This is a genomic window from Pseudomonas sp. BW16M2, assembly GCF_014268865.1.
Taxonomy (GTDB): Bacteria; Pseudomonadota; Gammaproteobacteria; order Pseudomonadales; family Pseudomonadaceae; genus Aquipseudomonas; species Aquipseudomonas peradeniyensis.
Genome location: NZ_JABWRI010000028.1, coordinates 67470 through 81091, shown reverse-complemented (window position 1 = coordinate 81091; position 13622 = coordinate 67470). Strand labels below are relative to the sequence as shown.

The window sequence follows — 13622 nt, the reverse complement described above, 5'->3', positions numbered from 1 at the left end:
GACGGGCATCCATGCCCGTCACCTCCCTCCGCAAGAACTCCGCTCGGCCTCCTGAAGTCGCAATTGGTGTTGCCTGATCTACCGCGCACTTAGAAGCAAAAGCGAAGAGCGAAGAGCGAAGAGCGAAGAGCGAAGAGCGAAGAGCGAAGAGCGAAGAGCGAAGAGCGAAGAGCGAAGAGATTGGAGTTTAGGTTTCAGCCAGAATTTTTTTACAACCTCTGCCGACAAGTCGGTCCCGCAGGGTTAGTGAAGTGCTGAAAACACTAACACCCTGCGGGAACTCTCTTAGGCAATCCCGACTTGATTACGCCCGCTGTTCTTGGCCAGATACAACCCCTTGTCCGCCGCCGAAATCAGTTGCCGACAGTGACTGCCGACACTCGGCGTCAAGGTCGCCAGACCGATACTCACGGTCAGGTGCGAGGCCGCCTCAGGGACGGTGTGGGCGATCTTCAGGCCCATGATGGTCTGGCGCAGCTTTTCCGCCACCAGCCGCGCGCCACCAGGCGAAGTATTGGGCAGCACCAGGGCGAACTCCTCGCCGCCATAGCGCGCCGGCAGGTCGGTCGGCCGCGAGCAGCAGCCGCGAATGGCCTCGGCCACCTGACGCAGGGCCTCGTCACCGGCAAGGTGGCCGAAACTGTCGTTGAACGCCTTGAAGTAGTCGACATCGACCATCAGCAACGACAACTGCTGCTGCTCACGAATAGCCCGGCGCCACTCCAACTCCAGGTATTCGTCGAAGTGACGGCGGTTGGACAGCCCGGTGAGCCCGTCCGAGTTCATCAACCGCTGCAGCATCAAGTTGGTGTCGAGCAACTGCTGCTGACTCACCCGCAGGGCGCGGTAAGCCTCGTCACGCTGCAACAGCGTCAGGTACGAGCGCGAGTGGTAGCGGATACGCGCCACCAGCTCGATGGTGTCCGGCAGTTTGACCAGGTAGTCGTTGGCCCCGGCGGCGAAGGCCGCGCTCTTGACCAGCGGGTCCTCCTTGGTCGACAGGACGATGATCGGGATGTCCTGGGTGGCCGGGTTGTTGCGGTACTCGCGCACCAGGGTCAGGCCATCGAGGCCCGGCATGATCAGGTCCTGGAGGATCACCGTGGGCTTGATGCGCATGGCCTGGGCCACCGCCTGGTGCGGGTCGGCGCAGAAGTGGAAGTCGATGTTCTCTTCATGGGCCAGACCACGGCGCACCGCTTCGCCGATCATCGCCTGATCGTCGACCAGCAGGACCATCGCCGCGCTTTCGTTGATGGTCGTGAAACCTTCGATCGGTAGATCATTCATCCGTAGTCACCCATTGACCGCCGGCCACGCGGCGCGCCTCAATACATATCGTCATTTCGAAAAGATTTCCATCAGTCGCCCGGCAATTCGCTCCAGCGGACGGATTTCCACCGCCGCGTCGATCGCCGCGGCAGCCTTGGGCATGCCGTATACCGCGCTGCTCTGCTGGTCCTGGGCGATGGTCAGGAAGCCCTGCTGGCGCATCAGTTTCAGGCCCTGGGCGCCGTCGCGTCCCATCCCGGTAAGCAGCACGCCCACCGCATCGCCAGACCAGTAGCGCGCCACGCTCTCGAAGAACACGTCGATCGAGGGCCGGTAGATTTCGTTGACGGGCTCGGCAGTGTAGGCCAGCTCGCCATTTCTCAGCAGACGGATATGGTGGTTGGTGCCGGCCAGCAGCACCTGCCCCGGCTGCGGAGGCTCACCTTCGCGGGCCAGGCGCACCGGCAGGCCGGACGCGGTGCTGAGCCATTCGGCCATGCCGGCGGCGAACACCTGGTCGACATGCTGGACCAGCACGATGGCCGCCGGGAAACTGCGCGGCAGGCCCTTGAGCAGTACCTCGAGCGCCGCCGGCCCGCCCGCCGACGAGCCGATGGCCACCAGGGCACGGCGCTGCGAGGTCTCGCGCAGCGGCGCGGCCACCGCACGGGCGGCACTGGGACGCTGCTGGCCGATCAGCCAGCCGATGTTGAGGATCTTGCGCAACAGCGGCGCGGCCGCCTCCCGGGCGTCGCCCGCGCCCAACGCCGGGGTATCGACCACATCCAGGGCGCCATGGCCCATGGCCTCGAACACCCGGTGCACGTTCTGCTTGCGGTCCACCGTGACGATGACAATGGCGCAGGGAGTCTCGGCCATGATCCGGCGGGTGGCCTCGACACCGTCCATCACCGGCATGATCAGGTCCATGAGGATCAGGTCCGGGGTCTGCTCGGCGCACAGGCGCACCGCCTCGGCGCCATTGCCCGCCACCCAGATCACCTGGTGCGCGGGCTCGAAGGCCAACGCACGGCGCAGGGCCTCCACGGCCATGGGCATGTCGTTGACGATGGCGATTCTCATCCCTGGGCACCTCCAATCAGCTCCACGACCGCCTCCAGCAATGCATCGTCATGGAAGCTGGCCTTGGCCAAATAATAGTCGGCACCGGCATCCAGTCCACGACGCCGGTCTTCTTCACGATCCTTGTAGGACACCACCATCACCGGCAACGATTGCAGGCGGTTGTCGCGCCTTACCAAGGTGACCAGCTCGATACCGTCCATGCGCGGCATGTCGATGTCGGTGATCAGCAGGTCGAAATCATCACTGCGCAGGGCGTTCCAGCCGTCCATGCCATCGACGGCCACCGCCACGTCATAGCCGCGGTTGCCCAGCAGCTTGCGCTGCAGCTCGCGTACGGTGAGCGAGTCGTCGACCACCAGGATGCGCTTGCGTGCCACGCCCTTGCCGCCCCGCCCGCCCCGTTCGATACGTTCCAGGCGGCCGGTGCTGAGCAGTTTGTCCACCGAGCGCAGCAGGTCCTCGACATCGACGATCAGCACCACCGAGCCATCATCGAGCAGGGCGCCGGCGGAAATGTCCTGGACCTTGCCCAGGCGCGCGTCCAGTGGCATCACCACCAGCACCCGCTCGCCGATCAGCCGCTCGACCGCCACCCCATAGAGTTGATCGCGCTCGCGGATCACCACTACCCGAAGGCTCTGTTCATCACCCTGGGCCGCCGGCCGGTTGAGCAACTGGCTGGCAGCCACCAGGCCGATATGCCGCCCTTCGTGCCAGAAGTGCTGACGGCCTTCGATCTGCACGATGGCCTCGGCCGGCACTTCGACGGTGCGCTCGATATGCGCCAAGGGGAAGGCATAAGCCTCGCCACCCACCTCGACCACCAGGCTGCGCACCACCGACAGGGTCAATGGCACTTCCAGGTGGAAGCAGCAGCCCTGCCCGGCAACCTGGGTCAACTCGATGGACCCGCGCAGTTCGCGAACCATGTGCTGCACCGCGTCCAGCCCGACACCGCGACCGGACACCTCGGTGACCGTGTCACGCAGGCTGAAGCCCGGCAGGAACAGGAACGTCAGCAGCTCGGCCTCGCTCATCTGCGCCACGGTCTCGGCCGGCGACAATGCTCGCTCGACGATACTGCGGCGCAGGCGCTGCAGATCGATACCGGCACCGTCGTCGGACAATTCGAGAATCAGCAATCCAGCCTGGTGCGAGGCGCGCAAGCGTACCGTGCCCTCGCTTGGCTTGCCGGCCAGCAGGCGCTGCTCGGGCAGCTCGATGCCGTGATCAACCGCATTGCGCAGCAGGTGCGTCAACGGCGCCTCGAGCTTTTCCAGCACATCGCGGTCGACCTGGGTCTTCTCGCCCTCGACCAGCAGGCGCACGGGCTTGTCCAGCGAGCGGCCAAGGTCGCGGACCATCCGGCTCTGCCCGGTCAGCACATCGGCGAACGGACGCATGCGACAGGCCAAAGCCGTGTCGTAGAGCAACTGCGCGCGCTGGCTGGCCTGCCAGCCGAATTCGTCCAGATCAGCCGCCTGTTGCAACAGGATTTGCTGGGTTTCGGCCAGCAACTGCTGGGTCTGGGCCAGGGCTTCGAGCACTTCTGGCCCCTGGCCGCTCTCCTCCAGCTGGGCCTTCAGCCCGTCGAGCCCCCGCATGCCCTGGCCATGCATGCGTTTCAGGCGCTGCAGGGTGGCCAGGTAGGGTTTCAGGCGCTGGGTCTCGACCAGCGACTTGCTCGACAGATCCAGCAGGCTGTTCAATCGGTCGGCAGTGACCCGCAGTACCCGCTCGCCACCCTCGCCACCACGCTTTGCGGCCTTGCGGGCAGCCACCGGTTCCGCTTCGACCTCGGGTTCCGCTGGCGACAGGGACTCAGGCTCCGGCAGCACGTGCTGGACGACTGGCGGCAGGCTTGCTGTGCTCGGCTGCGCGTTGGCCAGCATTGGCGCCGAGGGGTCGAGCAAGGCTGCCATCTGCGCCAGGAACAGCGTCACGGCGGCTTCACCATCCTGGTCGCCAGGCGTGGCGATGCGCATCAGCAGGTCGGTGCCCTGCAACAGCGCATCGATATGCTCGGGGCGCAGCAGCAGGCGGCCTTCCTGGGCTGCTACCAGGCAGTCTTCCATGACGTGGGCGACACTCACCCCGGCGTCGATGCCGACGATCCGCGCCGCGCCCTTGAGCGAGTGCGCCGCACGCATGCAGGCCTCGAGCTGATCGGGTTGCGCGGGGTTGCGCTCCAGCGCCATCAGGCCCGCGCTGAGCACCTGGGTCTGGGCCTCGGCCTCCAGGCTGAACAGCTCGAGCAGCGACGCATCGCGCATTTGCTCCGGGGTCATGACAGGCTCCGCTTCACGGCTGACATCAGGTGTTGTTCATCCAGCACACGCACGCTGCGCCCGCGCCACTGCAGCACCGCCGCGGTGAAGTGCGCCGCATCGCGGCCATTGTCCAGGCTCGCCGGGTCGAGGCGATGAATACCGTCGATCTCGTCCACCGGCACCACCACCGGCCCGCCTTCGGCTGCCAGGATCAGCATGCGCGGCATGCTCCGCCCGCCGCGCTCGCTGCCCGCCTCGACCGGCACGCCCAGCAGGTCGGCCAGCGACAGGCAAGGCACCAGCGCCCCGCGCACATTGGCGACCCCCTGCAGCACCCGTGAACGCTGGTGAGGCAACGAGTGCACCGGCTGCAACGGGGCGATCTCGGCCAGGCAGGCGGTGGCCAGGGCCAACCATTCCTCGCCCAGGCGGAACAGCAGCATCGAGCGGCCGACCGCCTCCTCCTGTACAGCTGGAGCCTCGAGCTGTTCATCCTGGATCAGCGCATAACGGTCGAGCAGGCGCGTGGCCGCCTCGGCATAGACCTCGCAGTTGCGGCAGTGCACATGCCGTGGCAGCAAGGGGCACTGTTTGTCGCCATGCACCCCGATACGGTTCCAGCAGTCATCGATCTGCTCGTCATCGTGGGCAATCAGTTGCATATGGTATCCGCCGCTCATCGTTCAGACTCCCGGCCAGCCCGAGCGGCACGCTCCTGCAGGCGTCGCGCGCCCGCCTCGTCGCCCTGCGCGGCCAGCAGCATGGCCAGGTGCATCAGCGCCTCCGGGTGCTGCGGCTCGAGGTAGAGGGCCTTGCGGTAATGGGTGATGGCCTGCGCGGCATCGCCCTCGGTATCGCTGAGCAACCCCAGCCAGTAGTAGACCTGTGCCTTGGGCGCGAACTTGCGCAGATAGCGCTCGCAGCCTTCCCTGGCCTGGGCGCTGTCACCGGCATTGGCATGCTGGGCGATGCTGGCCAGCAGTTGCGCCTCATCCTCGGCCGGCATCGCCTTGGCGACTGGCACGGCATTCGGCCTGCCGACCCGCGGCGGCAGCATCACGATACGCGGTGGCACGGGTGGCACGACTGCTGGGCGGGCCACCGGCGCCGGCTTGGCGATGATGACCGACGGCGCTTCATCCTGACGGACGTAGGCGAACGACTGGGCAATCCCCAGGGGTCGCATACCCAGGCGCGCCAGCAGGCTGCCCTCGGCCGGACCGATGAACAGGACGCCCTGGGCATGGGTCAGGTGCTTGAGCACCTCGAACACCCGCTGCTGGGTCGGTACGTCGAAATAGATCAGCAGATTACGACAGAACACGAAATCGTAGAGGCCTTCTCGCGCCCGCAGCGCCGGATCGAGCACATTGCCCACCTGCAGACTGACCTGCTGGCGCACCCGTTCATCCAAGCGATGGGCCTCGTCGACGACACTGAAATGTCGCTCGCGAAAGGCCAGCTCACTGCCGCGGAACGAGTTGCGGCCATAAACGCCTTGCTCGCCCTTGGCCACCGAGCTGGGGCTGATGTCGATGCCGTCGATACGAAATGCCCCGGGGTTCAGCCCGCCGTCGAGCAATGCCATGGCGATCGAATACGGCTCCTCGCCGGTAGAGCACGGCAGGCTGAGAATCCGCAGCGGCCGGGCGCCGGCCAGCTCGGCCACGCGCTTGTGGGCCAGGCCCGCCAGCGCGGTGAAGGATTCGGGGTAGCGGAAGAACCAGGTCTCCGGAACGATGACCGCCTCGATCAGGGCCTGCTGCTCATCGGTCGACTGCTGCAACCGTATCCAGTAGTCGTCCAGGCTCTCGGCCTGCACGAGCGTGCAGCGCTGGCGCAAGGCACGCTCGACCATTGCCGCGCCGACCGACTCGACGTCCAGGCCGATACGTTCCTGCAGGAAACGGAAAAAACGCTGCTCACTCATGCCTGCACCTGCCCTGGCTCCAGCGGATACAGCAACGCGCGCACCGCATCCGACAACAGGTCGTCCACCTCGATGCGTTGCAGCAAGCCCCGGGCGTCCTGACGCACTGGTCCGAGGTAACGCGCCTCGGCATTGTCCAGCCCGTAGGGTTGGAAATCTTCGGGCGCACAGCGCAGGGTGTCGGTGGCCTGCTCCAGGATCAATCCCAGCTGCAACTGCGGACGCTGCGGATCGGCGCGGTAGTGCACCAGCACCAGTCGCGTGCTGCTGCGCGACTGGGCCGGGGAGCCGAAACTGAGCGCCGACAGGTCGATCACCGGCACCAGCGCGCCGCGATGGGCGAGCACCCCAGCGACCCAGGCCGGAGCCTGGGCGATGGGCTTGAGCGCACGATGCGGCAGGACCTCGATCACCTCGCGCACATCCAGGGCGAACCGTTGGTCGGCAATGCGAAACTGCAGGTACAGCACGCCCTTTTCAGTGGTGGCGCGCGCCTCGCGGGGGGACATGTCGTTCATCGTCGTCAGACTTTGAACCGCGACACACCACCCCGCAGCCCGGCGGCCACCTGGCTCAGTTCGTCGATGGCGAAGCTGGCCTGGCGCAGCGACTCGACGGTCTGGGTACTGGCATCGCTGAGCTGGGCCAGTGCCTGGTTGATCTGCTCGGCACCGGTGGCCTGGGCCTGCATGCCCTCGTTGACCATCAGCACCCGCGGCGCCAGCGCCTGCACCTGGTGGATGATCTGGCTCAGTTGCTCGCCGACCTGCTGCACCTCGAACATGCCGCGGCGCACTTCCTCGGAGAACTTGTCCATGCCCATCACCCCGGCCGACACCGCCGACTGGATCTCGCGCACCATCTGCTCGATGTCGTACGTGGCCACGGCGGTCTGGTCGGCCAGGCGCCGCACCTCGGTGGCGACCACGGCGAAACCGCGACCGTATTCGCCGGCCTTCTCCGCCTCGATGGCGGCGTTGAGCGACAGCAGGTTGGTCTGGTCGGCGACCTTGACGATGGTCACCACCATCTGGGTGATGTTGCTGGCCTTCTCGTTGAGAATCCCAAGCTTGGCATTGACCAGGTCGGCGGCGCCCATCACCTGGTGCATGGTTTCTTCCATGCGCGCCAGGCCCTGCTGGCCAGAGCCGGCGAGGCTCGAAGCCTGGTCGGCGGCGCTGGTGACTTCGGTCATGGTGCGTACCAGATCCCGCGAGGTGGCGGCAATTTCCCGCGACGTGGCGCCGATCTCGGTGGTGGTGGCGGCGGTTTCGGTGGCGGTGGCCTGTTGCTGCTTGGAGGTGGCGGCGATCTCGGTGACCGAGGTGGTCACCTGCACCGACGAGCGCTGGGCCTGGGCCACCAGGTTGGCCAGGGACTCGGCCATCTCGTTGAAACCACCCTCGATCGCGCCGAACTCATCCTTGCGGTCCAGGTTCAGGCGCATGCTCAGGTCACCGGAGCGAAGGCCGTCCAACCCATGGACGATGCGCAGCATGGGTGCGGTGATAGCACGCATGAGCAACAGACCGCAGACACCGGCGGCGATGATGGCCAGCAGCAACGAGACGATCATGCTGCCCTTGGCGGTATTGACCGCGCTGACGATGTCGTTGGTGGCCTTGTCGGCGGACTCGCGGTTGCGCTCGATCACTTCGTTCAGGTGCTGGCGCCCTTCCTTCCAGGCCGGCGTGAGCACATCCATGATCAAGCGCTGGGCTTCGGGGTAGTTCTTCTGGCGGTAGGTTTCCAGGACCTGGTCGACGAGCTTGACATACTCCTCCTCCAGACGGGTGAAGTCGTCGAACGCCGCCTGGTCGGCCGCGTCGCGGATGGTCGCCTGGTAGCTGGCCATGTGCTTCTTGAGGCGGTCATCGAAACCCTTGAACAGTTCCAGGTCAGCCGTGGTGATCTCTCGGTGGTTCGATAGCCCCACCAGTTGCTGGCTGGTGACGTAGCTGTCGACCCAGGCACTGCGGATCATCGAGCTGTAGTAGACGCCGGGGATGCTGTCGGACCCCACGGCTTCCTCGCTGGACTCGATCGCCACCAGCCGCGAATAGGCGGCCACGATCATCAGCAGCATGATGGCGATGATCACGGCGAAACTTGCCAGGATCCGTTGGCGCAAGGTCCAGTTCTTCACATTCAGCCCTCAGGAATTCGATACGAGCGGGAAAAATCGCCGAAGTATAGCCCAGGCTTTCCGTTCAATTGCGGCTGAATGCAGCGGTATTCAGGCGTCCGTGCCCGTTCAGGTGGCCAAATGCCGGTTCATTGACTCGCGGCAAGCCTGACCTGGTTCTCCAGTTCCTGGCGCAGGTTCGGGTCGAGGCGCAGCTGGCGGGCCAGTTCATCGAGATAGGCGCGCTCCATGAAGTTCTCCTGATCGACCATCATCACGCTGGCCAGGTACATCTCGGCGGCCATTTCCGGGGTCTGCGCGGCGCGGGCGACCTCGGCCGGGTCCAGCGGCTTGTTCAGTTCGGCATGCAGCCAGTGCTGCAACTCGCGGTCGCTGTCCAGGCGGGTGAACTCGCCCTCGATCAACGCCCGCTCGCGTTCGTCGATATGGCCATCGGACTTGGCCGCGGCCACCAACGCCCGAAGCACGGCCTGGCTATGCTGCTCGGCCTGGGCCGGCGGCAGGCGGTCGAGGGTCTGCGGCTCGTGATTGCCCGCGCCCTGGCGCGCCTGCCAGTTGCCATAGGCCTTGTAGGCCAGCACGCCAAGCGCGGCCAATCCGCCATAGGTGAGCGCCTTGCCGCCATACTTGCGCGCCTTCTTGTTCCCCAGCAGCAGGCCCATGGCTCCGGCCGCCAATGCGCCACCGCCAGCACCGGACAGCAGGCTGCCGAGGCTCCCGGAGCCCTTGTGACTGGTGCCCTTGCCCTGTTGGTTCTGCAGCATGGATTGACCGGTTTTCAATAGCTGATCGAGCAGACCACGGGTGTTCATCTGGCAGACCTCGCAAGCATCCAAAGTAGGTAGGGCTCCAGAGTAGGCCGGCAAGCTGAAGCCACGCTTAACGCATTTGCATCCGGATGTTGCCCAGCTTGTTTTATTGGCCCTGCCAGTCGATTCCAGTTTGTAGCGTCATCTTGACTCATCCGAAAACTCAGCCTGCTCCTGGAGCTCACCCTCCACGCCAGCGTGGCGGCCAAGGCCGAGCTGGCGCAGAAGAGCATCAACCAGTGGGTCAGCGACATTCTCAGCCAGGCGGCCTGTAGCTGAGTCAGTCGCGCAGGTCGGACTCGTGGATGGGGTTGGCCCGGCTGGTAGCCCGCTGATACTGCGCCGGCCAGGTCGCCTTGTTTCCGCCCAGGTCGTCGTCGGCATGCAATGGCCAGTACGGGTCGCGCAGCAGCTCACGGGCGAGGAAGATCACATCGGCCTGGCCGGTGCGCAGGATATGCTCGGCCTGAGCCGGTTCGGTGATCATGCCGACGGTGCCGGTGGCGATTTCCGACTCCTTGCGTACCCGTTCGGCGAAGCGGGTCTGGTAGCCGGGGCCGGTGGGGATCTCGGCATTGACCGAGGTGCCCCCTGAAGACACGTCGATCAGGTCGACGCCCAGGGCGCGCAGGCGACGGGCCAGTTCGACGGTCTCGTCCGGGTTCCAGCCATCCTCGACCCAGTCGGTGGCCGATACCCGCACGAACAGCGGCAGCTCCTGCGGCCAGGCTTTGCGTACCGCCTCGGCCACCTGCAGGGTCAGGCGGATGCGGTTTTCGAAGCAGCTGCCGTATTCATCGCGGCGCTGGTTGCTCAGGGGCGAGAGGAACTGGTGCAGCAGGTAGCCGTGGGCGGCGTGGATCTCGACCACCTTGAAGCCGGCCTGCAATGCCCGCTCGGTCGCGGCGACGAACGCGGCGACCACGTCCTGGATCTCGTCCTTGGTCAATTCACGTGGCGGGGTGTGCTGCGGGTCGAAGGCGATCTTCGACGGCCCGACCGGTTGCCAGCCGCCCTCCTCGATCTTGACGCTGCCCTGCTTGCCGAGCCACGGCCTGTGGGTGCTGGCCTTGCGCCCGGCATGGGCCAGCTGGATACCGGGGACGGCGCCCTGGGCGGTGATGAAACGGGTGATGCGTTGCAGGGGTTTGATCTGAGCGTCGGTCCACAAGCCGAGGTCCTCGGCGGTGATGCGTCCGTCGGCGGTGACCGCGACGGCCTCGCTGATTACCAGGCCCGCGCCACCGACCGCGCGGCTGCCCAGGTGGACCAGGTGCCAGTCGTTGGCCAGACCGTCGACGGCGGAGTACTGGCACATGGGGGATACGGCGATGCGGTTGGGCAGGGTCAGCTGACGCAGGGTGTATGGCTCGAGCAGCAGGCTCATGGGGCACCTCCCAGGGACTCCAATGGTTTCCGGGCCGGCTTTTGTGGTTTGGGGGTGGGCCGGTACCGGTAGGTTTCAGACTAGACCATGGGGTGGGGGGTGTTCTGGGGTCTTGGGTTCGGGGATGATTGTTTTGATTTTTTTATGCGCATTCATTGGCGATGGTGACGCATAGTCACCTTTCCGCCCTTACGGCGGGTCCCTTTTTGAAGGATCAAAAAGGAACCAAAAAATCCTCGCTCCATCATCCGGCCCCTACGCTTCGCTCCGGGGTTCCCTCGCTCCGTTCTTGCTCCCGTGGGTACCGCGCTGTACGGCCCATCCTGGGCCGCAGCGCTCGACGGCCATCCATGGCCGTCGCCCCACTACGCAAGAACTCCGCTCGGCCTCCTGAAGTCGCAATTGGCGGCGCCTGGACTATCGCGCACTTAGAAGCAAGAGCAAGAGCAAGAGCAAGAGCAAGAGCAAGAGCAAGAGATTGAAGTTAGTTGTTTTACAGTTAATTATGTATTGGCTGTTCCGGCCCTTTCGCGGGGCAAGCCCGCTCCTACAGGGATCTATATAACGGCGACTATTGCGTGGGAGCGGGCTTGCCCCGCGATACGATCGAGAGATCAACTAAGTTTTCAACTAGCGACAGCTGCGCCAGTCCAGGCGCCGCTCGTAACTTCGCGACTTCAGGAGGCCGAACGGAGGTCTTGCGGAGGGAGGTGACGGGCATGGATGCCCGTCAAGCGCTGGGGCCCAGGATGGGCCCTGCAGCGCGGTCCTCCCGGGAGCAAGGCCGGAGTGAGGGAACCCGGAGCGAAGCGGAGGGCCGGATGAATGGAGCGCAACGGCTTTGGTTACTTTGGCCAAGACCAAAGTAACCCGCCGTAAGGGCGGAAAGGTGAATAAGCGTCGACATCGCAAATGAATGCGCCTACAACTTCAAAAACAAACACCCCAACCAACCAACCCAACTAAAACCAACTAAAACCAACTAAAACCAACTAAAACCAACTAAAACCAACTAAAACCAACTCAAGCAGGCAAAACCGGCTCAGACAACCCCAACCGCCGAGCCACATACAGATCAATCAGATACCGAGCAATCGACCGCCCCGCCGGCAAAGGCGGCAACTCATGCACATTGAACCACCGCGCATCCTCGATCTCATCCGCCTGCATGACAATCTCCCCCCCAGCATACTCGGCATGAAACCCCAGCATCATCGAATGCGGAAACGGCCAGCACTGGCTACCAACGTACTGGATGTTCCTGACCTCGACCGCCACCTCTTCACGCACCTCGCGCACCAGGCAATCCTCGGCCGACTCCCCAGGCTCCGCGAAACCCGCCAGGGTGCTGTAGACCCCGGTGACAAAGCGCGGCGAACGGGCCAAAAGCACCTCATCACCGCGAGTAATCAGCACGATCATGCTCGGTGAAATCCGCGGATAACTACGCAGGTCGCACGGCTGGCAGTACATCGCCCGCTCCCAGCGAATCTGCGTCATGGCCTGGCCGCAACTGCCGCAGAAGCGGTGCTCGCGAGCCCAGGTGCCGATCTGCGCGGCGTAACCGAGCACCTTGTAGGTATCGAAGTCGCCTTCAAGCATGAACCGGCGCAGCCCCTGCCAGTGACACCCCGGCACCTCGCCGGCCCCGCGCAGCTCCAGCAGGAACACCGGCTGGCCGTCAAAATGGCCGATGCCATGCTCGCACAACACGTCCAGCTCCTGGCGCTTGAGCCAGTCGCGGGGAAACAGCGCGCCGTTGGCGTCCACCAGGAACCCCTCCGGGCTGCGGGCGACGGCCAGCCCCCCGGTGATCTGCGGGTCGAGTACTGCGGTTGTCCAGCGTGCTGACATGGTTCGGGTCCCTTGATGGCGCCCGCCACTGTCCAGTCAGTCGGCGAACGTCGGTTGCTGTTTACTCATGTGCGCGGCCATGGCCACGCGCAGATCCTCGGACTGCAGCATGGCCGCGTTCCAGGTGGCGATGTACTCCAGGCCATCGTCGATGCGATGGTCGCGCATGTAGCTGATCATCTCCTTGGTGCCGGCCACGGCGATCGGCGATTTTGCGGCAATCTCGCGGGCGATGGCAAAGACCCCGTCGAGCAGTGCCGCCTGGTCATCATAGACGCGGTTGACCAGGCCGATGCGCAGCGCCTCCTGGGCGTCGACCCGGCGGCCGGTGTAGGCCAGCTCACGCATGATGCCGTCGCCGATGATACGCGGCAAACGTTGCAGGGTGCCGACATCGGCGGCCATGCCCATGTCGATCTCCTTGATCGAGAACTGCGCGTCAGCGGCGCAGTAGCGCATGTCGCAGGCCGAGACCATATCGATGGCGCCGCCGATGCAGTAGCCCTGGATCGCCGCCAGCACCGGCTTGCGGCAGTTGTCCACGGCGTTGAACGAGCCTTGCAGGCGCAGGATGGTGCGGCGCATCACCCGGGCGTTGCGGCCGACGTCCTTGCCCAGCTGCTGCGCCAGGGTGGCCAGCATCGTCAGGTCGATGCCGGAGGAGAAGTGCTTGCCGGCACCACTGATGACCACCACGCGCACCGCGTCGGTGTCGTCGACCCACTGGAAGATCTCGACCAGCTCTTCCCAGAAGGCGGCGTTCATCGCGTTGATCTTGTCCGGGCGGTTGATCTGCACGTGGGCGATGTTGTCGGTCAGTTCGACCTTGAACGCGGTGTATTCGGTCACGAGCGGCACTCCTGTGGGA

At 65.0% G+C, this 13622-nt stretch carries 11 protein-coding genes and 1 pseudogene; 1 reads left to right on the top strand and 11 read right to left on the bottom strand.

Annotated elements, in window-relative coordinates; all coding sequences use genetic code 11:
• Positions 1-285: 285 nt before the first annotated feature.
• The 8 genes from HU735_RS21280 to HU735_RS21245 all read right to left on the bottom strand — a co-directional run bounded on the left by HU735_RS21280 (position 286) and on the right by HU735_RS21245 (position 9516).
• Positions 286-1290, bottom strand: a complete 1005-nt coding sequence (locus HU735_RS21280) for a PleD family two-component system response regulator (protein ID WP_050704372.1) — start codon at positions 1288-1290, stop codon at positions 286-288.
• A 51-nt stretch (positions 1291-1341) separates the two neighbouring features.
• Positions 1342-2355, bottom strand: coding sequence for a chemotaxis response regulator protein-glutamate methylesterase (locus HU735_RS21275; RefSeq protein ID WP_050704371.1), 1014 nt, complete (start codon positions 2353-2355; stop codon positions 1342-1344).
• A complete protein-coding gene (locus HU735_RS21270; protein WP_186715145.1) occupies positions 2352-4646 on the bottom strand; it encodes a hybrid sensor histidine kinase/response regulator in 2295 nt (764 codons plus the stop codon). Before HU735_RS21270 ends, HU735_RS21275 begins: the two co-directional genes overlap by 4 nt.
• Entirely contained in the window at positions 4643-5290 is a 648-nt protein-coding gene (locus HU735_RS21265; RefSeq protein WP_156329587.1) for a chemotaxis protein CheW, read from the bottom strand. The genes HU735_RS21270 and HU735_RS21265 overlap by 4 nt, the downstream gene beginning before the upstream one ends.
• 14 nt (positions 5291-5304) lie before the next feature.
• Positions 5305-6558, bottom strand: a complete 1254-nt coding sequence (locus HU735_RS21260) for a CheR family methyltransferase (protein WP_186715143.1) — start codon at positions 6556-6558, stop codon at positions 5305-5307.
• A complete protein-coding gene (locus tag HU735_RS21255; protein ID WP_186715141.1) occupies positions 6555-7076 on the bottom strand; it encodes a chemotaxis protein CheW in 522 nt (173 codons plus the stop codon). Before HU735_RS21255 ends, HU735_RS21260 begins: the two co-directional genes overlap by 4 nt.
• 5 nt (positions 7077-7081) lie before the next feature.
• A complete protein-coding gene (locus HU735_RS21250; protein WP_186715139.1) occupies positions 7082-8704 on the bottom strand; it encodes a methyl-accepting chemotaxis protein in 1623 nt (540 codons plus the stop codon).
• A 128-nt stretch (positions 8705-8832) separates the two neighbouring features.
• Positions 8833-9516 (bottom strand): tellurite resistance TerB family protein, encoded by a 684-nt coding sequence (locus HU735_RS21245; protein WP_186715138.1) that lies wholly within the window; start codon positions 9514-9516, stop codon positions 8833-8835.
• 156 nt (positions 9517-9672) lie between these two features.
• Here HU735_RS21245 and HU735_RS21240 point away from each other — a divergent pair.
• Positions 9673-9792, top strand: a pseudogene (locus HU735_RS21240) (toxin-antitoxin system HicB family antitoxin); the annotation flags it as partial.
• A gap of 1 nt (position 9793) precedes the next feature.
• On the opposite strand, the gene HU735_RS21235 reads toward HU735_RS21240, so the two are convergent.
• The 3 genes from HU735_RS21235 to HU735_RS21225 all read right to left on the bottom strand — a co-directional run bounded on the left by HU735_RS21235 (position 9794) and on the right by HU735_RS21225 (position 13603).
• Entirely contained in the window at positions 9794-10900 is a 1107-nt protein-coding gene (locus tag HU735_RS21235; protein ID WP_050704362.1) for an NADH:flavin oxidoreductase/NADH oxidase, read from the bottom strand.
• Between the two features lie 1023 nt (positions 10901-11923).
• A complete protein-coding gene (nudC, locus tag HU735_RS21230) occupies positions 11924-12754 on the bottom strand; it encodes an NAD(+) diphosphatase (RefSeq protein WP_186715136.1) in 831 nt (276 codons plus the stop codon).
• A gap of 36 nt (positions 12755-12790) precedes the next feature.
• Positions 12791-13603 (bottom strand): crotonase/enoyl-CoA hydratase family protein, encoded by an 813-nt coding sequence (locus tag HU735_RS21225; RefSeq protein ID WP_186715134.1) that lies wholly within the window; start codon positions 13601-13603, stop codon positions 12791-12793.
• Positions 13604-13622: the final 19 nt, after the last annotated feature.

What these genes read in the sequence shown, in the direction of transcription:
- HU735_RS21265 (WP_156329587.1), bottom strand. Translation starts at nt 5,290, where the DNA reads ATGCAACTGATTGCCCACGATGACGAGCAGATCGATGACTGCTGGAAC.
- HU735_RS21260 (WP_186715143.1), bottom strand. Translation starts at nt 6,558, where the DNA reads ATGAGTGAGCAGCGTTTTTTCCGTTTCCTGCAGGAACGTATCGGCCTG.
- HU735_RS21255 (WP_186715141.1), bottom strand. Translation starts at nt 7,076, where the DNA reads ATGAACGACATGTCCCCCCGCGAGGCGCGCGCCACCACTGAAAAGGGC.
- HU735_RS21235 (WP_050704362.1), bottom strand. Translation starts at nt 10,900, where the DNA reads ATGAGCCTGCTGCTCGAGCCATACACCCTGCGTCAGCTGACCCTGCCC.
- HU735_RS21275 (WP_050704371.1), bottom strand. Translation starts at nt 2,355, where the DNA reads ATGAGAATCGCCATCGTCAACGACATGCCCATGGCCGTGGAGGCCCTG.
- HU735_RS21245 (WP_186715138.1), bottom strand. Translation starts at nt 9,516, where the DNA reads ATGAACACCCGTGGTCTGCTCGATCAGCTATTGAAAACCGGTCAATCC.
- HU735_RS21270 (WP_186715145.1), bottom strand. Translation starts at nt 4,646, where the DNA reads ATGACCCCGGAGCAAATGCGCGATGCGTCGCTGCTCGAGCTGTTCAGC.
- nudC (WP_186715136.1), bottom strand. Translation starts at nt 12,754, where the DNA reads ATGTCAGCACGCTGGACAACCGCAGTACTCGACCCGCAGATCACCGGG.
- HU735_RS21280 (WP_050704372.1), bottom strand. Translation starts at nt 1,290, where the DNA reads ATGAATGATCTACCGATCGAAGGTTTCACGACCATCAACGAAAGCGCG.